The organism is Psychrobacillus sp. FSL H8-0487 (assembly GCF_038008385.1).
Taxonomy (GTDB): domain Bacteria; phylum Bacillota; class Bacilli; order Bacillales_A; family Planococcaceae; genus Psychrobacillus; species Psychrobacillus psychrotolerans.
The window spans coordinates 1,565,805-1,591,219 of sequence record NZ_JBBOZA010000001.1; the positions used below are offsets into that span (position 1 = coordinate 1,565,805).

29 protein-coding genes are annotated in these 25,415 nt (G+C 36.6%); all 29 read left to right on the forward strand.

The features are described from left to right. The first annotated feature begins 17 nt into the window (after nt 1-17). Nucleotides 18-1,328 (forward strand): ribosome biogenesis GTPase Der, encoded by a 1,311-nt coding sequence (der, locus tag MHI47_RS07725; protein ID WP_093534771.1) that lies wholly within the window; start codon nt 18-20, stop codon nt 1,326-1,328. Nucleotides 1,329-1,358: 30 nt separating this feature from the next. Next, complete coding sequence (locus MHI47_RS07730; RefSeq protein WP_093534769.1) at nt 1,359-2,378, forward strand: NAD(P)H-dependent glycerol-3-phosphate dehydrogenase; 1,020 nt, start codon at nt 1,359-1,361, stop codon at nt 2,376-2,378. A 261-nt stretch (nt 2,379-2,639) separates the two neighbouring features. After that, nucleotides 2,640-2,819 carry a DUF2768 family protein gene (locus tag MHI47_RS07735; RefSeq protein WP_340764432.1) on the forward strand — a complete coding sequence of 60 codons (180 nt, stop codon included), beginning with the start codon at nt 2,640-2,642 and terminating at the stop codon, nt 2,817-2,819. Nucleotides 2,820-2,832: 13 nt separating this feature from the next. Then, nucleotides 2,833-3,543 carry an LptM family lipoprotein gene (locus MHI47_RS07740; RefSeq protein ID WP_340762082.1) on the forward strand — a complete coding sequence of 237 codons (711 nt, stop codon included), beginning with the start codon at nt 2,833-2,835 and terminating at the stop codon, nt 3,541-3,543. A 360-nt stretch (nt 3,544-3,903) separates the two neighbouring features. Further along, nucleotides 3,904-5,382 (forward strand): stage IV sporulation protein A, encoded by a 1,479-nt coding sequence (gene spoIVA, locus MHI47_RS07745; protein ID WP_093534765.1) that lies wholly within the window; start codon nt 3,904-3,906, stop codon nt 5,380-5,382. A gap of 172 nt (nt 5,383-5,554) precedes the next feature. Then, nucleotides 5,555-5,827: an HU family DNA-binding protein gene (locus tag MHI47_RS07750; RefSeq protein WP_093534763.1), complete on the forward strand. Its 273-nt coding sequence runs from the start codon at nt 5,555-5,557 to the stop codon at nt 5,825-5,827. Between the two features lie 238 nt (nt 5,828-6,065). Beyond that, nucleotides 6,066-6,635, forward strand: a complete 570-nt coding sequence (folE, locus tag MHI47_RS07755) for a GTP cyclohydrolase I FolE (RefSeq protein ID WP_093534761.1) — start codon at nt 6,066-6,068, stop codon at nt 6,633-6,635. A gap of 67 nt (nt 6,636-6,702) precedes the next feature. Further along, the gene (mtrB, locus tag MHI47_RS07760; RefSeq protein ID WP_093534759.1) at nt 6,703-6,924 is read left to right on the forward strand and encodes a trp RNA-binding attenuation protein MtrB; all 222 of its coding nucleotides are present in this window, start codon (nt 6,703-6,705) and stop codon (nt 6,922-6,924) included. Between the two features lie 56 nt (nt 6,925-6,980). Beyond that, nucleotides 6,981-7,742, forward strand: a complete 762-nt coding sequence (locus MHI47_RS07765; protein ID WP_340830332.1) for a heptaprenyl diphosphate synthase component 1 — start codon at nt 6,981-6,983, stop codon at nt 7,740-7,742. A 3-nt stretch (nt 7,743-7,745) separates the two neighbouring features. Next, on the forward strand, nt 7,746-8,450 hold the full coding sequence (locus tag MHI47_RS07770) for a demethylmenaquinone methyltransferase (RefSeq protein WP_093534755.1): 705 nt from the start codon (nt 7,746-7,748) through the stop codon (nt 8,448-8,450). A 27-nt stretch (nt 8,451-8,477) separates the two neighbouring features. Further along, nucleotides 8,478-9,443, forward strand: a complete 966-nt coding sequence (gene hepT / locus MHI47_RS07775; RefSeq protein WP_340832015.1) for a heptaprenyl diphosphate synthase component II — start codon at nt 8,478-8,480, stop codon at nt 9,441-9,443. Nucleotides 9,444-9,586: 143 nt separating this feature from the next. Next, on the forward strand, nt 9,587-10,033 hold the full coding sequence (ndk, locus tag MHI47_RS07780) for a nucleoside-diphosphate kinase (RefSeq protein ID WP_093534753.1): 447 nt from the start codon (nt 9,587-9,589) through the stop codon (nt 10,031-10,033). Nucleotides 10,034-10,486: 453 nt separating this feature from the next. Further along, nucleotides 10,487-11,257 carry a CheR family methyltransferase gene (locus MHI47_RS07785; RefSeq protein ID WP_093534751.1) on the forward strand — a complete coding sequence of 257 codons (771 nt, stop codon included), beginning with the start codon at nt 10,487-10,489 and terminating at the stop codon, nt 11,255-11,257. Nucleotides 11,258-11,512: 255 nt separating this feature from the next. Next, complete coding sequence (aroC, locus tag MHI47_RS07790) at nt 11,513-12,694, forward strand: chorismate synthase (RefSeq protein WP_093534749.1); 1,182 nt, start codon at nt 11,513-11,515, stop codon at nt 12,692-12,694. A 3-nt stretch (nt 12,695-12,697) separates the two neighbouring features. Further along, nucleotides 12,698-13,789: a 3-dehydroquinate synthase gene (aroB, locus tag MHI47_RS07795; RefSeq protein ID WP_340830333.1), complete on the forward strand. Its 1,092-nt coding sequence runs from the start codon at nt 12,698-12,700 to the stop codon at nt 13,787-13,789. Then, nucleotides 13,786-14,148, forward strand: coding sequence for a chorismate mutase (gene aroH / locus MHI47_RS07800; protein ID WP_093534745.1), 363 nt, complete (start codon nt 13,786-13,788; stop codon nt 14,146-14,148). Before aroB ends, aroH begins: the two co-directional genes overlap by 4 nt. A 22-nt stretch (nt 14,149-14,170) precedes the next feature. Continuing rightward, the gene (hisC, locus tag MHI47_RS07805) at nt 14,171-15,271 is read left to right on the forward strand and encodes a histidinol-phosphate transaminase (protein ID WP_340830334.1); all 1,101 of its coding nucleotides are present in this window, start codon (nt 14,171-14,173) and stop codon (nt 15,269-15,271) included. Then, nucleotides 15,271-16,371: a prephenate dehydrogenase gene (locus MHI47_RS07810; RefSeq protein ID WP_340830336.1), complete on the forward strand. Its 1,101-nt coding sequence runs from the start codon at nt 15,271-15,273 to the stop codon at nt 16,369-16,371. The genes hisC and MHI47_RS07810 overlap by 1 nt, the downstream gene beginning before the upstream one ends. 12 nt (nt 16,372-16,383) lie before the next feature. Further along, nucleotides 16,384-17,676: a 3-phosphoshikimate 1-carboxyvinyltransferase gene (aroA, locus tag MHI47_RS07815; protein WP_340830338.1), complete on the forward strand. Its 1,293-nt coding sequence runs from the start codon at nt 16,384-16,386 to the stop codon at nt 17,674-17,676. A 132-nt stretch (nt 17,677-17,808) separates the two neighbouring features. Then, nucleotides 17,809-19,053, forward strand: a complete 1,245-nt coding sequence (locus MHI47_RS07820; protein WP_340830339.1) for a tetratricopeptide repeat protein — start codon at nt 17,809-17,811, stop codon at nt 19,051-19,053. Nucleotides 19,054-19,073: 20 nt separating this feature from the next. Then, nucleotides 19,074-19,625 (forward strand): ReoY family proteolytic degradation factor, encoded by a 552-nt coding sequence (locus MHI47_RS07825; protein ID WP_093534735.1) that lies wholly within the window; start codon nt 19,074-19,076, stop codon nt 19,623-19,625. Nucleotides 19,626-19,637: 12 nt separating this feature from the next. Then, entirely contained in the window at nt 19,638-20,084 is a 447-nt protein-coding gene (locus MHI47_RS07830; RefSeq protein WP_340830341.1) for a YpiF family protein, read from the forward strand. 158 nt (nt 20,085-20,242) lie between these two features. Beyond that, nucleotides 20,243-20,746, forward strand: a complete 504-nt coding sequence (locus MHI47_RS07835; protein WP_090561754.1) for a QcrA and Rieske domain-containing protein — start codon at nt 20,243-20,245, stop codon at nt 20,744-20,746. Between the two features lie 20 nt (nt 20,747-20,766). Next, complete coding sequence (gene qcrB / locus MHI47_RS07840; RefSeq protein ID WP_093534731.1) at nt 20,767-21,441, forward strand: menaquinol-cytochrome c reductase cytochrome b subunit; 675 nt, start codon at nt 20,767-20,769, stop codon at nt 21,439-21,441. Between the two features lie 41 nt (nt 21,442-21,482). Continuing rightward, complete coding sequence (locus MHI47_RS07845) at nt 21,483-22,262, forward strand: menaquinol-cytochrome c reductase cytochrome b/c subunit (protein WP_093534729.1); 780 nt, start codon at nt 21,483-21,485, stop codon at nt 22,260-22,262. Between the two features lie 69 nt (nt 22,263-22,331). Continuing rightward, nucleotides 22,332-22,928, forward strand: coding sequence for a DUF1405 domain-containing protein (locus MHI47_RS07850; protein ID WP_340830343.1), 597 nt, complete (start codon nt 22,332-22,334; stop codon nt 22,926-22,928). Between the two features lie 56 nt (nt 22,929-22,984). Next, nucleotides 22,985-23,665, forward strand: a complete 681-nt coding sequence (locus MHI47_RS07855; protein WP_093534725.1) for a zinc metallopeptidase — start codon at nt 22,985-22,987, stop codon at nt 23,663-23,665. A gap of 403 nt (nt 23,666-24,068) precedes the next feature. Continuing rightward, nucleotides 24,069-24,341 carry a hypothetical protein gene (locus MHI47_RS07860; protein ID WP_340830344.1) on the forward strand — a complete coding sequence of 91 codons (273 nt, stop codon included), beginning with the start codon at nt 24,069-24,071 and terminating at the stop codon, nt 24,339-24,341. Continuing rightward, complete coding sequence (locus tag MHI47_RS07865; RefSeq protein WP_340830345.1) at nt 24,341-25,279, forward strand: MFS transporter; 939 nt, start codon at nt 24,341-24,343, stop codon at nt 25,277-25,279. Before MHI47_RS07860 ends, MHI47_RS07865 begins: the two co-directional genes overlap by 1 nt. The last annotated feature ends 136 nt before the right edge of the window (nt 25,280-25,415 follow it).

Here is a 25,415-nt window from a genome sequence, read left to right on the forward strand (position 1 = left end):
GGAAGGATGAAAAAGTAATGACAAAACCAGTAGTAGCAATCGTTGGTAGGCCTAATGTCGGCAAATCGACTATATTTAATCGAATCGTAGGAGAGCGTGTATCTATCGTGGAAGATATTCCAGGTATTACACGTGATCGTATATATAGTTCTGCCGATTGGTTAACAAATGAATTTAATATCATTGATACAGGTGGTATAGAACTTAGCGACGAACCGTTTTTAGAACAAATTAAGCAACAAGCAGAAATAGCGATGGACGAAGCAGATGTAATCATCTTCTTAACTAACGGTCGCGAAGGAATTACAGCAGCAGATGAATATGTTGCAAAAATTTTATATAAAACGAAAAAACCAATCGTTTTAGCTGTTAACAAAATAGACAATCCGGATATGCGTGAAATGCTTTATGACTTTTACGCTTTAGGACTGGGAGAACCTTTCCCAATCTCAGGTTCTCATGGACTTGGTCTAGGAGATTTACTAGATGAAGTAGCGAAAAACTTCCCAGATGTAGAAGATGTAGACTACGGGGAAGAAGTTATTAAGTTTTCTCTAATTGGGCGTCCTAATGTAGGGAAATCTTCTTTGGTCAACGCATTTTTGGGACATGATCGTGTAATCGTAAGTGAAATCGCTGGGACAACAAGAGATGCGATTGATACGGAATACTCTTTTGATGGTCAAGAATACGTAATGATTGATACAGCAGGTATGCGTAAAAAAGGGAAAGTATATGAAACAACTGAGAAATACAGTGTTTTACGTGCATTAAAGGCGATTGAACGATCTGACGTTGTTTTAGTTGTTCTGAATGCTGAAGAAGGTATTCAAGAACAAGATAAAAAAATTGCTGGTTACGCTCATGAAGCCGGTAAGGCAGTTATTATCGTGATGAACAAATGGGATGCTATTGAAAAAGACGATAAAACGATGAATGTAATGACAAAGAAAATTAGAGATCATTTCTTATTCTTGGATTATGCTCCGATTGTTTTCGTTTCAGCTAAAACAAAGCAACGTGTTCATGCACTTCTACCAGTTATCAATCAAGTAAGTGAAAATCATGCAATGCGTGTTACGTCATCTGTTCTGAATGAAGTTATAGAAGATTCTGTTGCAAGAAATCCGGCTCCAACTGATAAAGGGAAACGTCTGCGTATTTACTATGCAACTCAAGTGGCTATCAAACCACCAACTTTCGTGGTATTTGTTAATGAACCTGAGATGATGCATTTTTCTTATGAAAGATTTTTAGAAAATCGTATTAGAGAATCCTTTGACTTTGAAGGAACTCCAATTCGTATTATTACGCGCGCAAGAACTTAATCCTATTAGTTTTAAAGGAGCGAAATAGCGATGGAAAAAGTAACTGTATTGGGTGCAGGAAGCTGGGGAACAGCCCTAGCTATGGTTCTTGCAAACAATGAACATGACTGTTTACTGTGGTCCCATAGAGAGGATCAGGCAACAGAAATAACTACAAATCATACCAATAAAAAATATTTACCTGAGACTATTTTACCGACTAATTTAAAGGCTACTAGTGACTTTCAGCAAGCGATTCAACATGCAAATGTTATTGTCATTGCTGTTCCCACTAAAGCTATTAGAGAAGTTTGCCAAAATATGCTACCTTTCTTAGCTGAAAAGAAGCTATTTGTACATGTTTCGAAAGGTATTGAACCTGATTCCCTAAAAAGAATATCAGAAATGATTGCGGAAGAACTGTCAGAGGATGTTACAGAAGCAATCGTTGTATTGTCTGGGCCAAGTCATGCAGAAGAGGTTGTCTTAAAGCATCCAACAACGATAACAGTTGCAAGTGAAAATATGGTTGCTGCCGAAAAGGTTCAAGATTTGTTTATGAACAAATCTTTCCGCGTCTATACTAACGACGATGTTATTGGTGTAGAAATTGGAGCAGCACTCAAAAATGTAATTGCTTTAGCCGCTGGGATAGTAGATGGATTAGGTTACGGTGACAATGCAAAAGCTGCACTCATTACGAGAGGTCTAGCTGAAATATCCCGTTTAGGTATTAGTCTAGGTGCTCAACCTTACACGTTCTCTGGATTAACAGGTATGGGTGACTTAATCGTAACCTGCACTAGTGTGCATTCTAGGAATTGGCGTGCTGGTAATATGTTAGGTAAGGGAGCTACACTTAATACAGTGTTAGAAGAGATGGGTATGGTTGTAGAAGGTGTGCGTACTACAAAAGCAGCATATCAACTAGCTACAAAGCAACAAGTGGACATGCCTATTACTAAAGCTCTGTATTCTGTCTTATTTGAACAGGTCAATCCTAAAGAGGCTGTAGACATCCTTATGCATCGTACAAAGAAGCATGAGTTAGAAGATTATAAAACGTTCTAAAATTGTCACAAATGGAAAGAGTTGTTGTTAAAAACAACTCTTTTTTGACTGTATACTAGAAATATTATTTTTATTAAAGCTTCTTTTCCATGTTCCTTCTGAAATTTTTGTTATACTCTGTCTAGCTCCTGTACAATGTATGTTACAGAAGCCCTTTGTCAGAATTACATAGGCGCTTGCTCAATTCTAGTATGTTATACTTTTTTATTGTAGAAAGGTGTGGAAGTTGTTGTGGTGTTATTAGTTTCATCAATGGATAAAATGTGGATATCGTTTGGATCTATGGGTTGTATGTTTTTAGCTATGGCTTTTATGTTTTTTGTAAAGACAAAACTAAAGAATAAATTATTGAAATTTATATTAGGTTTGATCGCTTACATATTATTGTTTATAGGTTTCATTACGATGATCTATATTATATCTAACCCAACTAAGGCTTAGTAAGGAGATTCCTATGAAAAACTTTAAACTTATTGCTGTGTTCATTATGATAACGGTTTTCTTAGCAGGATGCGGTTATAAAAGTGGTTATGAGCCTGAAAATTTATTGCCATATGAGGACCAACTAACTGCAGTTCAAACTGCTGTTGACAGTTTTCAAAAAGATTCCGGTGGACTTTTACCGATAAAAACGCGTGATATGGAAACAGATCAATATATTAAATACCCAATCGATTTTAGCAAAATTATTCCATCAAAGCTTGGAAAGGCTCCTGCCAATTCTTATGAGGCTGGGGGGATCTATCAATATGTACTCATGGATGTAGAAGAGAATCCTACGGTTAAGTTAGTAGACCTACGTATTGCAGATACGTTGCGTGATATTAACCATCGAAAGAGTATAAATGGATTTGGTCCTATAGCTGAAACGATTGTAGATGGCGTATATAAGCTAGATTTCAAAAAAATGGGTTATGACAGCGAGTTAACTGTTCAAAGCCCTTATTCTGATACTCAGTTGCCTATAGTGGCTACTGGTGATGGGGAAGTCTATGTAGATTACTCCATCGAATTGAATAGACTACTTCAGGAATCTGATAAGAAAATAGAGCCTGGAGATGATATTCGGTTTTTGTTAACGGACAAATTTGCGATTGTGCCAGCATACTCTCTGCCTTATACGGTAAATGAAAAGAATGAACCTGTTTTTATGATGAATAAATAATAAAAATAGGGCTAAAAGATATTGTTTCTTTTAAGATAATTCCTTTTTCTGTCGTGTTCAAAGATCTTTGAATAGAGTAGTTTGACAGAGGTTGGTTGTGACGGACGTCATGACCGGCCTCTGTTTTATGCATTTGTTTATCCGTTGCTCTCCTAGAAACAGATTTCTACGTTTCGTGATTTAACTAGGAGACCTCTTCGTAAAAGAAAAAAACAAAGCGCTCTAATTTGTTGAATTATTATGTTTCCTAATGCTTGTTACATATTTACTTTCTTAATCTTTGTAAAAAGACGTTTCGTGCAATATGCATGAAACGTTTTTTTTGTGCATATATTAAATTGCTAAGAAAGGAGAGTATCCATGTCGAGTAAACTGTATGAACAGATAGCAGAAAGAACGAATGGTGATGTGTATATTGGTGTAGTCGGCCCTGTCCGAGTAGGTAAATCGACTTTTGTAAAACGAGTAATGGAGCTAGTAGTAATTCCTAATATTCAAGAAGAGGCCGAGCGTCTACGTGCACAAGATGAATTGCCGCAAAGTTCACCAGGTAATGTGATTATGACAGCTGAGCCTAAATTTGTGCCAGCACACGGGACAAATATACATCTAGGAGAAGACCAGCTACGCTTACAAATCAGACTAGTAGATTGCGTCGGTTACATGATTGACGGCATTAAAACACATTCTGGTGAAGAAGGTCAAAAGTTGGTGCACACCCCATGGCATAGCGAAGCAATACCTTTTGAGGAAGCTGCTAGGATTGGGACAGACAAAGTAATTAGAGATCACTCTACAATTGGAATTGTTGTTACGACAGATGGATCTGTTAATAATATTCCTCGAATGGCCGTTGAAAGTGCTGAACAACAAATAATTACCCAATTGAAGGAAATTGGTAAACCATTTGTTATCGTTCTAAACAGCAAAAATCCAGGTCATTTAGAAACAATTCAACTAAGTGAAGAATTACAAAGACAACATGAGGTTCCAGTAATTGCAACTGCCGTTGATCGCATGACTGCTGAGGAAATTCAATACATACTCCAACAAGCACTCTATGAATTTCCGATCACGGATATCGAATTAGTTAAGCCTGATTGGACGGATGTATTAGAACCAGATCATTTTGTCAATAATGCAATCACTTCCTCGTTACAGGAGTGGCTACAATTAGTATCCAAAATGAAAGACGTAAAGGAATTAGCTTCTAGATTTAAGCAAGTTCCTTTTATACAATCTGCAGAAGTGGTTGAGGCTAACCCCGGCAGAGGATCGGCATGTATACAAATTGGCTTAAAACCTGAAGTATTTCAAGAGGTTTGTGATGAGTGGCTAGATGAGCCTATTGAATCGAAAAAAGACTGGCTGTTATTCGTAAAAGAGGCTTCTACTGCTAAAAAGGCTTACAATAAATTCTCAGAAGCTCTAGAAGCTGCAAAGAAACATGGCTACGGCGTATCATTACCAACTATACAAGATTTTCAGCCGACTGCACCAGAAATTATTAAACAGAATAATTTCTATGGTGTCAGTTTAAAAGCAAAAGCCGCATCTCTCCATATTATTCGAGTGGATATGGAAGCAGAATTTGCTCCATTAATAGGGTCAGAGTTTCATAGTCAGCAATTATTAAAAGATTTAAAACATGGTTTTTTACATGACAGAGATGCTTTATGGCAAACGCAGGTTTTTGGTACTTCCCTAGTCGAAGTTTTAAAAGAAAGTTTGCGATACAAAACAGAGAGTGTTTCTGATGTTGCGAAGAAAAGAATGCGAGAAACGATTGAAAGAATGGTTAATGAAGGTGATCGAGGGATGGTCACATTTATATTGTAAATCCAACACAGGGCTTTTTGCGACTATGCAAAAAGTCCTGTTATTGCGTTAAATTGCCCTTTTTTTGAGGAAACTTAGCGAAACTCGTGCAAATAGTGTTGCGTAGGTTTTTCTGTTGTGATACTCTTTTTACAGGATTGAAGCTATCTTCCTTTGAGAGGAGGTGAATGGTATGAATAAAACAGAACTAGTTAACTCTGTTGCAGAAGCTACAGAACTTTCTAAAAAAGACGCTTCTAAAGCTGTTGAAGCTGTATTTGAATCAATTCAAACTGCTCTTGCAGATGGCGAAAAAGTTCAATTGATTGGTTTCGGAAACTTTGAAGTTCGTGAACGTGCTGCACGTAAAGGACGTAACCCACAAACAGGTGAAGAAATCGACATCGCTGCAAGCAAAGTACCTGCGTTTAAACCAGGTAAAGCACTTAAAGACGCAGTTAAATAACTGATGTTGTAGTACATAGAACGGTTATTGTGGAGCTTGCTTCACGGTAACCGTTCTTTTCAATTAAATGCTAATCTCAGATTGTTCGATAACTTCTAAAAGAAATTTAAATAATTTAAAGAAATCTAATATACAAATATTTGCAAATGATAGAGCGACCGGGATAAATTTATTTATTATAAGCATTTCATATGCTAAGATGCAATTGGTATAATACATAGTTTTAGGGGGTCTACAGATGACAAATGTCGATCTGAACAAAATAGAAGAAGCGGTCAAAATGATTTTAGAAGCAGTTGGTGAGGATCCTAACAGAGAAGGATTGTTGGATACACCTAAAAGAGTTTCTAAAATGTACGCAGAAATGTTCGAAGGCTTACATCAAGATCCAAAAGAATATTTTAAAACCGTATTTAACGAAGATCATGAAGAGTTAGTTTTAGTGAAGGACATACCATTTTACTCCATGTGTGAACATCATTTAGTTCCTTTCTACGGAAAAGCACATGTGGCATATATTCCTCGAAATGGTGTAGTTACTGGTTTGAGTAAACTTGCCAGAGCTGTCGAAACAACCGCGAGACGTCCTCAACTACAGGAAAGAATCACTTCAAGCGTTGCAGATGATATAATGCAAATGTTAAATCCGCATGGAGTTTATGTAGTAGTGGAAGCAGAGCATATGTGTATGACGATGCGAGGTATTAAAAAACCTGGTGCCAAAACAATTACTGCGGTAGCGCGTGGAATTTTAGAAACAGATGATGTTAAACGCTCAGAAATACTTTCATTCATAAAGATGAAGTAACACCTTTGGATGTCGGCTTTAGAATATGGTATGATGGAAAAAGACTGTGAACAAAGGAGACTATAAAATGTCTAGTTCAGATTATATTGTGATAAAAGCTGAAGAAGATGGAGTTCATGTAATTGGTCTTACAAGAGGAACCGATACTAAATTTCATCATTCTGAAAAACTGGATAGTGGCGAAGTAATGATTGCTCAGTTTACAGAACATACATCAGCTATAAAAATTAGAGGAAAAGCATCCATTCATTCATCAAATGGAATTATACAATCCGATTCTAAAAAGTAGTTATTAATATAACCATATAGACAGATTAAGCGCGGTTGGGAAATGGAGTAAGGTGTATGAACGAAGCATTGATCAAACAACATATAAAGCAATATAAAGAAGCTGTTCTCCATCAAGTTCAACAAAGCACATTGTTGAAATATACTGGGGCTCCTGTCATTGATGAAGAGCGTTTGTTTTTTACACTTTTACCACTTTTAAATGGAGAAGAATGGGAAGAATCCCAAAGAAAGTCTGCTATTGCAGTAACTCTTATCTTTTCTGCCTTAGCTGCTCATGATTTAGTAAAAGAGTTGAATGCAACTAGCAAAGATCAACAGTTACAAGTATTAGCTGGAGATTATTACAGCGGGAAGTATTATCACCTATTAGCGAGCGATGGACAACTAGACTTAATCCAGATTTTGTCGGAAGGTGTCGCGACTATTTCAGAACATAAAACAAGATTTTATGACCGACAAATTTATGGGTTCGATCAGCTCATACAATCCATTCAACTCATAGAATCTCAATCCATTGAACAATTACTTGAGTATTATTCTTTTCATGAGTATGTATTCGTAATGAAAGAGTCTCTCCTCCTCATTGCTTTAAAAAAGGAACTTGCAGCATATGAGCAAGGTGAACAACCATTTTATATTAGTAAGTCAAGTCAGTTACAGGCTAATATTAATATTCTCCAGTTGGAGATAGAAAAGATTGAATCTATACTTATGGATGAGATTAAAAACTCTGAGCTATTAGAAGAACAACTAAAAAGTATAATTCTAGAAAAGTTATTGAAATGCACCTTAGAAAAGCAGTTGAGAGAAGGTTAAGTCGTGGAAAAATCAAAAGAACAGCATGTACATGAAGTGTTTGAAAAGATATCTGATAACTATGATTCGATGAATTCGGTTATTAGCTTTCAACAACATAAAGCATGGCGTAAAGATACGATGAAGGCTATGCAAGTAAAACCTGGAAGCAAAGCATTGGACGTATGTTGCGGGACAGCAGACTGGACAATTGCATTGGCGGAGGCAACTGGGCCAACTGGTGAGGTAAGGGGATTAGATTTTAGTCAGAACATGTTAAATGTGGGATTAGAAAAAGTGAAGCATATCTCACAAATTGAGTTAATCCAAGGAAATGCTATGGAGCTGCCATTTGAAGATAATTCCTTTGATTTTGTAACGATTGGTTTTGGATTACGCAATGTTCCAGATTATACACAAGTGTTAAGTGAAATGAATCGTGTTGTTAAACCAGGTGGGATGGTCGTTTGCTTAGAAACGTCTACACCAGATTCGAAATTATTTAATGGTTTATTCCGATTCTATTTCCGTTATATCATGCCATTATTCGGAAAACTTTTTGCAAAAAGTTATAAAGAATATTCATGGTTACAGGAGTCTGCTAAAGAGTTTCCAAATCGGGCTGAGTTAACTAAGCTATTCGAAAAAGTGGGCTTGGTCAATGTAACGAGCAAACCATATAGCGGTGGGGCGGCAGCTAGACATATTGGCTTTAAAAAAGATATTTAAGTGAGTGAGGTTGTAACCGTGGACAAGATGAAATTAAAGTTACTCTATTCCGATTTGAAATCGGATCTTGATATCATCGAAAAAGAATTAGCTGTAGCGGTAAATTCTTCTTCTCACTTATTGAATGAGGCGTCTCTTCATCTGCTATTAGCCGGAGGAAAGCGGATTAGACCAGTTTTTGTGTTGCTTGCAGCAAAATTTGGAAACTATTCGATAGATTCTATAAAAAGCGTAGCTGTTTCAGTTGAACTCATTCATATGGCTTCCCTCGTCCATGATGATGTAATAGACGATGCAGAAACTAGACGAGGCAGAGAAACGGTGAAGGCACAATGGAATAATCGGGTCGCAATGTATACAGGAGACTTTCTTTTTGCCAATGCAATTGAATACATAACAGATTTACAAAATACATATGCACATGAAGTGTTATCTCATACGATGGTTGAACTTTGTATTGGGGAAATTATTCAAATTGAGGATAAGCACTATTTAGAACAAACAGTTCGTGACTACTTACGCCGCATTAAACGGAAAACGGCTATATTAATTTCAGCTAGCTGTGAATTAGGAGCAATTGCTTCCCAAGCAGATGAGGAAACGGTCAAGCATTTGAAATGGTTTGGCTATTACGTCGGTATGTCATTCCAAATCATAGATGACATTTTGGATCTTACATCTACAGATGAGGAGTTAGGTAAACCTGCTGGATCTGATCTTGCACAGGGGAATATTACATTGCCTGTTTTATACGTTAAAAACGATCCAGATATTGAACCATTATTAAAAGAAAGTTTAGCAGGGACAATAAGTGACGAGAATCGACAAATTCTGTTAACTAAAATTCGGGACTCAGATGGCATCAATCGAGCTAAACAAATTAGTAATCTTTACTTGCAAAAAGCGCTAAATGAAGTAAAGCAATTGCCGGCAAATTCCGCTAAAAAATCATTACAAAACATTGCATTGTTTATGAGTAAAAGGAAATTTTAAATGGTATTTTGTTCAGTTACCTGCCTTTAAAACCTAAACTTTAGCTACCGTCTATTAATTTAATTTGAAAATAATGAATTATAATGATAATATTTGTAACGGTGGAGAATAAGTCCATTATATATATTCGAGGAGTGTTAACTATGGAAAAAACATTTTTAATGGTAAAACCTGATGGCGTACAACGTAACTTAATCGGTGAAATCGTAGGTCGTTTTGAAGCAAAAGGATTCCAATTAGTTGGAGCAAAATTAATGCAAATTCCTACTGAACTTGCTGAAGAGCATTACGGCGAGCATAAAGAACGCCCATTCTTCGGGGAATTAGTAGAATTCATCACTTCTGGACCAGTTTTTGCAATGGTTTGGGAAGGGGAAAATGTTATTTCAACTGCACGTTTATTAGTTGGAGCAACAAACCCTAAAGAATCAGCTCCAGGAACTATCCGTGGAGATTTCGCATTAACTGTAGGGAAAAACATTATTCATGGTTCTGATGCTCCTGAAAGCGCTGAACGTGAAATTGGATTATTCTTCAAGCAAGAAGAGCTAGTATCATATAAAAAAGATGCTAATAACTGGATTAACTAATCCAGAAAATGGTTGTTTATGACTTCGGTCATAAACAACCATTTTTTTATTTAGGATTAAGTAATTATTGAAAATTGTCTGGTGAACAAGCTTCATTCTCCTCTTCGTTAAACTCAAGTCATTACAATCAGTAGTACTAGCTCAACCATAAGATTAAGCATAGCCTTTCGCTTAGATGATAAGAGTAGTCAAAGTAAGTGGCTGAAGGCGTGCCCACGGAAAGCGTCCGCTCTGAGCGAAAATTCAATGGCAAGGACTGGTGTCTTTTTTGACCGGTTCTTCTTATTTTATAAAAGTAAGATATAACAGATGAAAAGAGCTATATCATAGCCACTCGGTTTCAATTTATAAAAAAATAGGCAAATGCTCACATTTATCAGTCTTTTTAGTATGTTCTAAATGCTATGTATACGATATACTAAATAAAGGTTTTCAGAAAGGGGCGAAATCATTTTGCCGGATTACATAAAATTTGTGGATTCCATAAAGAAAAAAACAGGCATTGATCTTGCAGCATATAAAGAAGCGCAGATGAGACGCAGACTAACTTCATTATATGAAAAAAAAGGTTACAAAAACTTTGTTGAGTTTTATCAAGCACTTGATTCCAACAGGGATTTGATGAATGAGTTTCTAGATAGAATGACGATTAATGTTTCAGAGTTTTATCGGAACGCAAAACGCTGGGATATATTACAAACGAAAATATTTCCAAAGTTATTAGAAACAAATAAACGATTGAAAATTTGGAGTGCCGCATGCTCTACTGGCGAAGAGCCTTATACCATTGCAATGGTTTTGTCCAATCATGTTCCTTTATCTCAAATTGCCATACATGCTACAGATTTAGATGAAAATGCAATTCAACGTGCAAAAGTTGGTATTTACCCAGAACGTTCACTAGCTGAGGTACCAATTGACATTAAAAATAAGTACTTTGAGACACAAACACCATTTTATAAGATAAGTGATTCCGTTAAAAAGACCGTCACATTTAAAAAACATAACCTATTGAAAGATACATATGATAAAAATTTCGATTTGATTGTTTGTCGTAACGTCATGATTTACTTTACAGAAGCTGCAAAAGATCAAATTTATCAAAACTTTAGTGATTCTCTGCGACCTGGAGGAATTCTATTCGTCGGTAGTACAGAACAGATATTCAATCCAGGTAAGTACGGGTTTGAAACCGAAGACACCTTTTTCTATCGGAAAAAATAAGTGGAACTGTCCGATGCATTTCGGGCAGTTTTCTTCTAAGCAAAGATAAAGGTTAATAGGTTCCATAAATTAAGTTATACGGAAGTGAAGCGTTAATCGATCATGATAATCGATTAATGAGGATGGAAGAACTTCAGTGGTTTTTGTTTGTGTAAGAGGCTTTCGTAGGCTCTTGCGCTTTTCTTCTATACATGGCACCAAAATTTTGATATAGTGATAAACAAATACTTTAGCGAGTTGAAGGAGGAAAGCGTTGTGAGATACTTAACTGCAGGTGAGTCACATGGACCACAACTAACAGCGATTATTGAAGGATTACCAGCGCAATTGGAAATAACGAGTGAAATGATAAATAAAGAGTTAAAACGTCGACAGGGTGGACATGGTCGTGGAAGACGTATGCAAATTGAAAAAGATACAGTAGCTATAACATCAGGTGTACGTCATGGGAAAACGTTAGGCTCTCCAGTTTGTCTAGTTGTAAACAATGATGATTGGAAGCACTGGACAAACATTATGGGAATTGAACCGCTTGGAGATGAAATCGATCCAGAGGATATTAAAAGACAAATCACTAGACCACGTCCAGGACACGCCGATTTAGTTGGTGGTATGAAATATGGTCATCGTGATTTACGTAATGTTCTGGAGCGTTCCTCCGCACGAGAAACTACTGTAAGAGTGGCAGTAGGAGCCGTTGCAAAAGAGTTGTTAAGCAAACTAGGAATAACTATTGTGGCTCATGTTACGAAAATTGGTGGGATTGAAGCTAATTTGGATTTGGCTAATGGAAAGACAATAGAAGAAATCCGTACAATTGTAGAAGATGATCCTGTTTATTGTTTAGATCCTCAAGCCTCTGCACAAATGGTAGAAGCTATTGATAATGCAAAAAAAGCAGGAGATACAATTGGTGGAGTAGTAGAAGTAATTGTTTCTGGAATGCCAGCTGGAGTGGGAAGTTACGTTCATTATGATCGTAAACTAGATGGTAAACTCGCAATGGCGATGATGAGTATCAATGCATTTAAAGGAGTAGAAGTAGGGTTGGGATTCGAAATGGCTAATCTTTTTGGAAGCCAAGTTCATGATCAGATTTCTTGGAGTGCAGATAAGGGGTATACACGTGATACAAACCGTCTAGGGGGTCTAGAAGGCGGCATGTCCACAGGAATGCCAATTGTAGTACGTGGTGTGATGAAACCAATTCCTACGCTTTATAAGCCACTTCAAAGTGTTGATATTGATACAAAGGAGCCGTTTAAAGCAAGTATTGAAAGGTCTGATAGCTGTGCGGTACCAGCAGCTTCAGTAGTTGCAGAAGCTGTTATTGCTTGGGAAATTGCACAAGCGGTTCTAGATACTTTTCATGGAGATAAACTAGAAACATTACTTGCAGATATAGAGAGTCATAGAGCTTATACAAAGGGGTTTTAATTGATGTCTATCCAAGTAAAAACAAAAGACTCCGTATATGAAGTTTATCTAGGAGAAGATATTCTACAATCCTTTTGTAGTAGAGAAACAGATAAATTATCCAAATATGATCAATTGGTCATAATCACAGATGAACACGTGTGGAGTTTACATGAGGAATATGTACGCAGTAATTTTACGCTACCATTTAAACTTTATATTGTTCCTAATGGTGAATCCTGCAAAACATTTGAATCCTATTATCAAGTCCAATCATTTTTATTAGATGAAAATTGTTCTAGAAACTCTGCGCTTCTGGCATTAGGGGGAGGAGCAGTTGGAGATTTGACTGGGTTTGTAGCAGCAACCTTTATGCGTGGTATTCCTTTTTACCAAATTCCAACGACTATCTTAGCACATGATAGTGCCGTTGGGGGTAAGACTGCGATCAATCACCCGAATGGAAAAAATATGATTGGAGCTTTCTATCAACCTACGGAAGTAATATATGACTTTCATTTTTTAAAAACGTTACCAGAAGGAGAAATTCGCTCAGGATTAGCGGAAGTGATCAAACATTCATTGATCAGTGATGCTAAATGGATGGATGAATTTCTTAATCTTCCAAACCTATTGGCAATCGAAAATAAACAATTATTGCATTGGATTGAAAAAGGAATTCGAGTTAAAGCGCATATTGTTGAGCTGGATGAAAAAGAACAGTCTTACCGAAAGTTTTTGAATTTTGGCCATACATATGGTCATGCGATTGAGGCCTCTGTAGGTTATGGGCAAGTCACGCACGGTGAAGCTGTGATGATCGGTATGATCCCAGCATTAATGCTAAGTGAGCTTCACGGGAATGTGGAAAAGGGTTATGCAAGAAGGGTTTATGACCTAGCAAATAGACTTGGGTATAATTTTACACACGTGCTTCATTGTTCATTTGAAAGCTTATCAATGTTTATGCAAAAAGATAAAAAATCGATGAATGGAGAACTCCACTTTGCATTGCTTCAAGAAATAGGGCATCCATTTATGCAGAAAGTTTCGGTAGATGAGATTAAACGTTGTGATAATCAGCTACGACAATGGGTGAAGGAGGAGAACAAATGATTAGAGGAGTAAGAGGAGCAACCACCGTATTAGCAGATTCAAATGACTTAGTTCTGCAGGAAACAAGACGTCTTGTGGAAACAATGGCAAAATCGAATGATATTTTACCCGAAGACATTGCTTCCGTGATCATTTCTACTACGCCGGATATAACTTCTGCATTTCCGGCACGTGCGGTTCGAGGCATAGAAGGATGGGCATATGTACCGGTAATGTGCACCCACGAGATGAATGTACCAGGTGCTTTGGAAAAATGTATTCGATTACTCATGCATATAAATACAGATAAAAACCAACAACAAATCGAGCATATCTATTTAAATAATGCAGTCGCATTAAGACCAGATTTACTTAAATAATTTATAGAATTGAGGGGTTAAAATGAAATTTAAGCAACAGATTAATGGGTTACATGCATATCAGCCTGGAAAAACTACCGATGAAGTGAAGAAAATGTTCAACTTAGAAAAAGTGACGAAACTTGCATCCAATGAAAATCCTTATGGTGCTTCACCAAAAGTTAAAGAATACTTTGCAAACGCAAATATAGATTTTGCTATCTATCCAGATGGATATGCATCAAATTTAAGAGCTGCTGTGGCAAATCATTTGAACGTCTCTGAAAAGCAATTATTATTTGGCAATGGATCTGACGAAAATATTCTGATTGTATCAAGAGCTATTTTACGACCTGGATTGAATACTATTATGGCAGATTTAACATTTGGTCAATACAAGCACAATGCGGTTGTGGAGGGAGCAGAAGTGCGTGAAATACCCCTTACTAAAAATGGAGAACATGATTTAAATAACATGCTAGCAGCAATTGATGAAAATACTGCAATTATTTGGGTGTGTAATCCAAACAATCCAACAGGGACTTTAATACCTAGCGATAAATTGAAACAGTTTATCGAGAAAGTGCCAAATGAAGTATTAATTGTTTTAGATGAAGCATACACAGAATACATAACAGATAGTAACTACAAAGATTCTCTTGGATTATTAGAAAACCATCCGAATGTCTTAATAATGCGTACATTTTCTAAGGCATATGGTCTGGCAAGCTTCCGTATTGGATATGCTATTGGCTCGGAATCAGTAATAGCTCAGCTAGAACCAACTCGTGAGCCATTTAATAATACGGTTATAAGTCAGCAGGTAGCACTTCTTGGATTAGAAGATCAAGCGTTTATTAATGAATGCAAAGAGAAAAATAATGCGGGGAAAGCTCAGTACGTGACTTATTGCAACGAAAGAAATCTGCATTATTTCCCTTCGCAAACGAATTTTATCTTAATGGAAGTGAAGGCAGATAGTGATGCAGTTTTCCAAGGTTTGATGAAGCGTGGATTTATAGTTCGAAGTGGAAATGCATTAGGGAAACAAGGGTATTTACGTATTACCATTGGAACGGAACAACAAAATAGTGAGTTATTAGAAAAGCTTGATGAGGTTCTTAAAGAGGAAGGCGTTTTATAATGCAACAAAACGTATTCATTATAGGACTCGGATTAATAGGTGGATCCTTGGCACTAAGCTTAAAGCGCAATAAAGATGTGAAAATAATTGGATATGACGCGAATGGCCAAACGTTAAAAACAGCGAAAAGAATTAGTGTCATTGATGAGATAGCGACCAATATAGAAGAGAGTAGTGCCTTTGCAGATGTCATTGTTTTTGCTACTCCCGTGAGTGAAACGATTCGTTTGATGAAAGAATTACCGAAATGGCAATTGAAGAAACAAGTGATTATTACAGATACAGGAAGTACAAAAAAAGAAATTATGAAAATCGCGATATCATTAAAGGAGCAGGGCATAACTTTTATAGGGGGGCACCCTATGGCTGGCTCTCACAAGAGTGGTGTGGAGGCTGCTAGACCAATCCTGTTTGAAAATGCCTATTACTTGCTAACCCCTTTTGAAGATGAAACCGATGAGCGTGTTCAAGTGTTGATCAATCTATTGCAGGTAACGAAAGCGAAGGTAGTACAAGTCGGAGCAGAAGAGCATGACCATATGACCGCTGTAGTTAGTCATTTCCCCCATTTAGTTGCTGCGTCTCTGGTGCATCAATTGTCTTTCGAGAATGAACAATATCCATTTACGAAACAACTGGCGGCAGGAGGATTTCGTGATTTAACAAGAATCGCTTCTGCCAACCCTATTGTTTGGAGGGATATAACGCTTCAAAATCGGCAGGAATTAACGGATCAATTGAAAGCGTGGACTAATGAAATGATTAAATTACAAGAACTGCTTTCATATGCGGATTCTAGTGATATAGAAAATTATTTTAATGTTGCTAAAAAAGTACGAGATGATCTTCCTATTAATACGCAAGGCGCGATGTTTAGTGTATTTGATCTGTATGTGGATGTACCAGATTATCCTGGTGTTATATCTGAGATTACAGGTTATTTGGCAAAAGATAATATAAGTATTACAAATTTACGAATCGTAGAAACTCGTGAAGATATTTTTGGAATTTTAGTTATCAGTTTTCAATCGACAAATGATCGTGCTAAAGCGGTAGAATGTATTGCAAATAATACAACATTTGAAACATATATTTCTTAGGGAGGGAAGACATTGTTAACTAGTAAGAAGTTAGATTATGTACAGCCCTCTTTGAAGGGCACTGTTCGTATACCGGGAGATAAATCCGTCTCTCATCGCTCTATTATGTTTGGCGCTATTGCTGAAGGAACTACAACAGTTGAGGGTTTCTTACAGAGTGATGATTGCTTAAGTACAATTGATTGCTTTCAAAAGCTTGGAGTGGATATATCCATCGAAGGGGAGAAGGTAACGATTAAAAGTGACGGAATTGCGAACTGGAAGGAACCTGACGAAATATTATATACGGGGAATTCGGGAACAACTACTCGTTTAATGCTCGGAATTTTAGCAGGCTCCTCCGTGTCCTCCGTTTTAATAGGGGATGAATCTATTCAAAAACGTCCAATGAGAAGAGTAACGGATCCTTTAAAAGATATGAATGCTAAACTAATCGGGCGAGAGAATGGCCAGTTTACACCAATTGCAGTTGAGGGTACTCAATTACAAGCTATTCGTTATACAATGCCTGTAGCTAGTGCGCAAGTGAAGTCTGCCATTTTACTAGCAGCTTTAAATGCAGATGGAGAAACTATAGTGGAAGAACTAGAAACTTCTCGGGATCACACAGAGAAAATGTTACAACACTTTGGTGCAACCATTGCAGTAGATGGTAAAATGATACGTTTACAAGGTGGACAAAAGTTAACAGGAACTCATGTGGTCGTACCTGGAGATATTTCCTCTGCTGCCTTCTTTTTAGTAGCTGGAGCAATTGTTCCTAATAGTAAAATTACCTTAACAAATGTAGGTTTAAATGAAACAAGAACAGGCATTATGGACGTTCTGCAAGCAATGGGTGCATCCTTTACAGTGAATGACTCAGAAAACAGTAGTCATGAAGAAATGGGTACAATTGAAATTGAATCTTCTAATCTTGTAGGTACTGAAATTGGTGGAGAACTTATCCCACGACTAATTGATGAAATTCCTATTATTGCCCTACTTGCTACCCAAGCTACTGGAAAAACTGTTATAAAAAATGCAGAAGAGCTCAAAGTGAAAGAAACAAATCGTATTGATGCAGTAGTGAATGAATTAAAGAAACTGGGCGCAAATATTACTGCCACCGATGATGGGATGATAATAGAGGGACCAACTTCGCTCCATGGTGGGGATCTGCTTACTTATGGAGATCATCGTATTGGAATGATGGCTGCAGTAGCGTCTCTAATCACCACTGAACCCGTAACAATTGATAATGCAGGATGTATTGCTGTTTCTTACCCAACATTCTTTGAAGATATTTCAAGTGTTATCAAGTGATGCTTGTATGACTAACTGTTTTTAGGATATTTAAGATGAAACAGACACCCTCTTTTTCCAAAGAGGGTTTTTTTCTTGTTCAAAAACAAATGTTCTTGTAGGATAAAGGTATAATGAAAGTATGGTGATAATATGGACAACTTTACTCCCTTTATCCACGCGATGGAAGAAGGAAACATAGAAAAAATTAGTACAATGCTTGAAAGCTTTTTATTGAATGGCGATCCCGACGAGCAATACCAGTTAGCAGATCTATTAACACAATCTGGTTTTTTACAGGAAGCTATTTCAATCCTAGAACATCTTCAGTTTTTATTTCCTCAGGAAAATCAATTGAAAATCGATCAAGCCCAGCTGTATTTAGAAATGGACAAAGAAGATGAAGCACTAGAAATGCTAACGACTATCGAAAAAACAAGTGACGCTTATCCGCAAGCACTACTCACGTTAGCAGACTACTATCAAATGCTTGGACTATATGAGGTTGCAGAACAAAAGATAAACGAAGCACTGACACTTTTACCTAAAGAGCCTTTGCTTTTGTATGCTAAAGGTGAATTATTGTTTGAAACCGGCAGATACTTAGAAGCAGCACGTGTGATGGAGGATCTACTGCCCCATCAAGAATCACTTCAGGCTATCGATTTGTCCCTTAAACTAGCAGAAATTTATAGTGCAGGAGCAGCCTATGAAGAAGCGATTCCATACTATGCATTAGCGCTTGAAAAGGAAGTAGCTCCAGACGTACTATTCCATGCAGCTTATGCATCGTTCCAAGTGCAGCAATATGAAACTGCTGCCAAGCAATTGGAGGACCTCCTTCAAATCGATCCTGACTACTTCTCAGGCTATATGTTACTTGCAGAGACCTATGCGATGCTCGAAAAAAATGAGGATGCTCTAAAAGCAATTACAGATGGAATCGCTCGTGATGAGTTTGAAAAAGAATATTATTTATTTGCAGGTAAAATTTCCTTGAAATTGGGTAAAGTGAAGGAAGCAGAAACTTTTTTAAGAGAAGCAATTGCATTGGACCCAGAATATATGGATGCTATCTTCATTTTATCTTCGTTGTATTCAACAGAAGAAAAAGATGAAGAGTTAGTGGAGCTCTATGAAACGTTGAAGCAGGAGCATTTTGAATGGTCTGCCATGTATCCGTTTTTGGCAACAGCTTACGAAAGATTAGAATTGTATGAAAAAGCATACGAATTTTATCAGCTTGCATATACTGAACATATAGAGGATGTTCCATTTTTAGAAAAGTATGTTTATTTCCTTCTAGAGGAAGGGAAAAGGGCAGAAGCAAAAGAAGTTGTACTGATTTTACAAAAACTTCAACCGGAAAATAGTGAATGGTTTGAAATGTTCGAATAAATGAGGGAAGGAGAGGTTACGTGACTGCTTCTGTTTCAGTTGGTGAGAAAAAAGAATTTGTTCGTTGGTTTTTGAAAAAGTATCAGATGAAAAGAAGAGAGTGCGTGTGGATCTTGAATTATTTAATAAGCCATGAGACATTGTTAAATAATGTACACTTCGTAGAGGAGGCACATTATTGTCCTCGAGCAATGATCATGTCTGTGACTACGTCCTCAGGTATACCTTTTAGATTTTACAAGGGAAGTATTATGACCGCTGATGCTGAAAAATCTTTCCATGATTTACGATTACATCCAGAAGAGGATATGTATATTCAATTAAACTTTCAAATGATGCCACCAAGTCCAGAGTATCTTGCAGTACTAGAAGAGAATCCTTATATGCCAAAATATTTACAGATCAATGAGAAGGATAAAATGATAGCTGAGGATATAGTTAGTGAAAGCTTGTATTCATTTCAAGTAGAGCAATTAAAAAAGCAAATTGATAAAGCAATTGATGATAATAACAAAGAAAAGTTTATGGAACTTTCTTCGTTGTGGAAGCAAATACAACATAAAGAGATGTAGGAGAGGTTACAAATGCATTGGAACGGAAAAGATAGCACAGTTTTTCAAGCACAAAAAGAATATATAGATACAGCAGTGATTCCACTTATACAGATTGATGGTTCTGATGAAGGTTTCCGTTTTGCAGCCTCAGCAGCTGAATTCACATTGTCATTAGCAAACGTAATTGAAAATCAGTTCAAAGGGAGGATTGTTTTATTTCCTTCCTTCTCTTATACAAAGAGTCAGGACAAGCAAACGATATTTGAAACTTGGCAAGAAGAACTAAACAAAGCCTCATTCAAACACATCTTTTACGTTACTTCTGATAGAGACTGGAGTACAATGGGAGAAGAACAAAATATTATATGGATTCCATCTATTCCACTGGACTCCATGGACCAAAAAATGAGAAACTCAGTATTAGAAGATCAATTACGACAACTTATTCCGATTTTTGCGAAAATATGGGCGAATTAGTGACAATTTGGAACATAATTTGCCTATAAAGTTTATAATTCGAGGAAATCGAATATTGACCTTCCTTTTTTATTGATATATCATGTATATGTCCTAGTATTATTATTCAAGCAAGTATGTCCATTGGACTGAACCTTTAAGTAAGAGGGGGGAAAAGGATGAGTAACAATAAAGTATCAAGACGTCAGTTTTTAAGTTACACCCTAACAGGTGTTGGCGGATTTATGGCAGCTGGAATGCTTATGCCAATGGTACGATTTGCAGTTGATCCTGTATTGCAGAAAAAAGAAGGCGGAGATTTTGTATTAACGGAGAAGAAAATTGCCGATATTACAGAAGTTCCAGAACGTGTTGACTTCACTTTTGAACAAGTGGACGCATGGTACAAGTCTGATATTACCAATGCAGCTTGGGTATACAAAGAAGGCGATGAAATTATCGCACTTTCTCCTGTATGTAAGCATTTAGGTTGTACAGTAAACTGGGAAGCAGACCCAGCGCACAAAAATCAATTCTTCTGTCCATGTCACGCTGGTCGTTACGAGAAAAATGGTAAAAATGTACCAAAAACACCACCTCTAGGTCCGTTGGATCAATATGAAGTTCGTGAAAATGACGGGTTCTTAGAAATTGGGAAAGCTATTCCTAACACATTAGTTTAAAGTAAGGGGGTACGACATCAGTGCTTAATAAAATCTATGATTGGGTGGATGAACGTCTTGATATTACTCCTATATGGCGTGATATTGCAGACCATGAAGTACCAGAACACGTAAACCCTGCACATCATTTTTCGGCATTTGTATACTGTTTCGGAGGATTAACGTTCTTCATCACGGTAATTCAAATTCTTTCAGGTATGTTCTTAACTATGTATTATGTACCTGATATTGAAAATGCATGGGAATCTGTTTACTATCTTCAAAATGAAGTAGCATTCGGTGAAATTGTACGTGGGATGCATCACTGGGGAGCATCACTTGTAATTGTTATGATGTTCTTACATACATTGCGTGTATTCTTTACTGGTTCTTATAAAAAACCTCGTGAACTAAACTGGATGGTCGGAGTACTAATCTTCGCTGTTATGTTAGGTTTAGGATTTACAGGTTACCTATTACCGTGGGACATGAAAGCATTGTTCGCAACTAAAGTAGGTATTGAAATTGCAGCATCTGTTCCATTCGTTGGTGGAATTATTAAAACGCTTTTAGCTGGTGATGAAACAATCATCGGTGCACAAACATTAACAAGATTCTTTGCGATTCATGTGTTCTTCTTGCCAGCTGCTCTATTTGCATTACTTGCAGCTCACTTTATCATGATTCGTCGTCAAGGTATTTCTGGACCACTTTAATGGGTAAATGGAACAGATAATTGTTACAAGGAGGGGACACTATGCATCGCGGAAAAGGCATGAAATTCGTTGGAGACTCACGTGTACCAGATCTTTCTAACCGTAAGAAAAACACTCCAAAAGACTATTCTGAGTATCCAGGCAAAACAGAAGCTTTCTGGCCTGACTTTTTACTTAAAGAATGGTTAGTCGGTGCGGTATTCTTAGTTGGTTATTTGGTATTAACTGTTGCACATCCATCGCCACTTGAACGCCCAGCTGATCCAGCTGACACAGGTTATATTCCAGTACCAGACTGGTATTTCTTGTTTTTATACCAATTATTGAAATATGAATTTGCTTCAGGACCATTTAATATTATTGGAGCAATCGTAATGCCAGGATTGGCTTTCGGAGCGCTATTATTAGTACCATTTTTAGATACAAGCAAGGAAAGAAGCCCATGGAAACGTCCATTACCGACAGGATTCATGCTTCTAGCAATTGCTTCAATCATTTACTTAACATGGGAATCTGTTGTAAACCATGACTGGGAAGCTGCTAAAGCTTACGGTGAGATTAAAGAAGAAGTATCAGTCGAGTTTGATGAAACTTCCGAAGGTTATCAACTTTATCAAGGTTCTTCTTGTATTGGGTGTCACGGTAACTCCTTTGAGGGCGGTATCGGTTTACCATTAGTAGGATTAGAATATACTGCTGAGGAAATCGTTGAAATCGCTCATGAAGGTAAAGGCGGTATGCCTGGTGGAACATTTACAGGTACCGAGGAAGAGTTACAAAAACTAGCTGAGTATATCACTACATTACAACCAGCAGAATAATTTTAACAAATGAAGAGAGTCAGGAAACTGACTCTCTTTTTTTCTTACACAAAAAGGGAGTCCAAATAAATGAAAGAATTGCTAATGTATATAAAACTAGTTCTCTTTAACAAAACATTTATGTGGCTATTATTCATAGTAAATCTACTTGGCACTATTTATGGCTACATTTGGTATGAAAGTCAGTTGTCCCAAACGGAGGCGAAATTCCTACTATTCGTTCCTGATAGTCCTACAGCAAGTTTGTTTTTTACAATTGCTTTATTTGCTTGGTTATTAAAGAAAAACTGGAAGTTGATTGAAGCTCTAGCTTTAATCACACTAGTTAAATATGGATTATGGGCTGTAGTCATGAATATTTGGACATATGTTGAAAATGATTATCTAGGTTGGATGGGGTGGATGCTCGTAGCATCGCATTTTGCAATGGCTGTTCAGGCTATTCTCTACATTCCTTTTTATCGCTTTAGATGGATACACATCATTATAGCTGCTATATGGACATTACATAATGATGTGATTGATTATGTCTTTGATCAGATGCCAATATATAGTAGTCTAGATAAGTATGCTGATCAGATTGGTTACTTTACATTTTGGCTATCTATTGCTTGTATTTTGTTAGCTTCCTTTATTTATCAACAAAGGTCAAAGCGTATTAGTTGAATGTCTCTATTATTCCTATTAAAATAAGAAGTATAGATTATAGAGGGGGAAAAAATTTGGCTTCTTATCTTATATACTTTGCAATAATTCTGTTATTGCCTTTGTATGCACAAATGAAAGTTAAAAGAACATATAAAAAATATTCAAAAGTTCGTTCTACATCCGGGATGACAGGGGCTCAAGTAGCAAGAACAATTCTTGATGCAAATGGTTTAGCTGATGTTCAGGTTGTGGAGAGTAGAGGGTTTTTAAGCGATCACTATAATCCAATGACAAAAATAGTGGCATTATCTTCTCATAATTTCCATGAAGCTTCTGTTGCAGGTTCTGCGATTGCAGCACATGAAGTCGGTCATGCCATTCAACATAAAGAATCATATTCGTTTTTAAATTTACGTCATAAATTAGTGCCAGTAGCTAATATTTCGTCAAATGCTTCTTGGGTTTTCATCATGATCGGTATGATAGCTAGTTTCCCTAATCTGATGTTGATAGGGATCGTGTTATTAGCTGCTGGTGTTGTATTCCAAATTGTAACATTACCTGTAGAATTTAACGCTTCGAGTAGAGCAATGGATCAAATGGTTTCTCACGGCATTATTCGCAATGAGGAAGAACGTCACGCGAAAAAAGTATTAAGCGCAGCTGCTTTAACTTATGTTGCTGCTACAGCAGTTGCTGTTTTAGAGTTATTACGTTTAGTATTAATCTATACTGGAATGAGTCGAAACGATTAATAAAGTTTAAAAAATGGAGGGAGATGACTGTAGTCATCTCCCTCCATTTTCATTTGCAAATTAATTGCAAATGAATTGTTCACTTGTAACATCATCTAACGAATTCGAATAAAGGGTCGATTTTTCCTCAAGAGTTTTAGCACTTCAACATAATTATTAATTTTTTGGGCTCTGTTAAAGAAAAAGGTTGATAATCGTTATATATTGCGAAGAACAGCCATTTAATTTAATAAAGATTTAATGTACAATCAAGTTAATATTCAAACGTAATATGATAAGTCATGTTATCCCCCAGTGATTTTTGTCATACAGCGTACATAAAGGAGCAAAGTTTCATGCATAATAGTCCAATTTAACACCCTTCATTTTTTTCAGGCAATTCAGAAGAAAATGGGGGATAATATTGAAATCAAATCGTAATTTTCTTTTTTTAATGATTGGCCAATCATTAGCTAATATAGGCGACGTGTTGTACATTGTCGGTGTTATTAGCATTATTTACAGTTTAACCGAGTCAGCTACCGCATCAGCCTTCGTTCCGTTTACAATTACTTTTTCTATGTTTATTTCAAGTGTTTTAACACCACTGCTAATAGGTAAGTACAATTTGAAACGTTTATTAGTTGGTTCACAAATAGGAAAAACATTATTTTTATTGGGCTTAGGATTTTTTTGATGATGGGTTTTAATTCAAATAACTATTATTTCATATTTGTAGCGATTGGTTTGATTGCTCTTCTTGATGGTTGTGCGAATCCAATTAGACAAACTTTAATTCCTTTTTATGTAGCGGAAGAAAGCTTAGTAGAAGCAAACGGAATAGCAGAAACAGTTACACAAACTATCCAAATAGGGACTTGGTTTTTTGGAAGTATGCTATTAATCGTATTCAGTCCAAACCAACTAATCTGGATAGTTACTGTACTATTTATTTTTTCAAGCATTTTCTTGAGTTTGTTAAAAAATGTAGAACACAAAGAAGAAAGACAAGAAAAAAAATGGTCTCAATTAATCAAAGGTTGGCGAACTATTAAACGGACACCGTTATTAAAAACAGTGGTCCGTATGGAATTTTTTGAAACTATTGCTGGCTCAGTTTGGATAGCAGCAATAATATTGGTCTATGTCGAACAGGCTTTAAAGGCGGAAGAATATTGGTGGGGTTATATTAATGCAGCTTTTTTTATAGGCTTAGTAGTCGGAAGTTTATTGTGCATTAAGTTTTCCTTGTTTGTAGATAAAAAACGTCACGTTTTTATCATTACAGGAGCGTTTATGACTTGCATTTTTACGGTTGTATTTGGATTGACGAGTTTCCCTGTAATCGCAATGGTGCTATCCGTCTTAATTGGGCTTTTTGGACAATTGAAAAATATACCTCAACAAACATTAATTCAAACAAGCGTACCCAAAGACCAATTAGCAACTGTTTATACTTCTCTTGGCACTATTGGAACAGGCACATTTGGAATTGCCTCCCTAACAATGGGTATTCTTTCAGATTACTTCGGTGTACGTAGTATTTTTATTGTTTCTGGTATTTTACTTGCAATAGTTAGTATTATGGCTTTAAAGAATCAGAATTTGTTTAGAAAAACGATGGAGTCAGAATAATATATTTAAAAGAGAGAAGTAATTTTACTTCTCTCTTTTAATTCAATCTCTTTCTTCATAAATACGCGTTACCCTAATCACGATTTAAGGTGAATATATACGACTTAAGAAAAGAGTTAGCTATATTTCGGTAAGG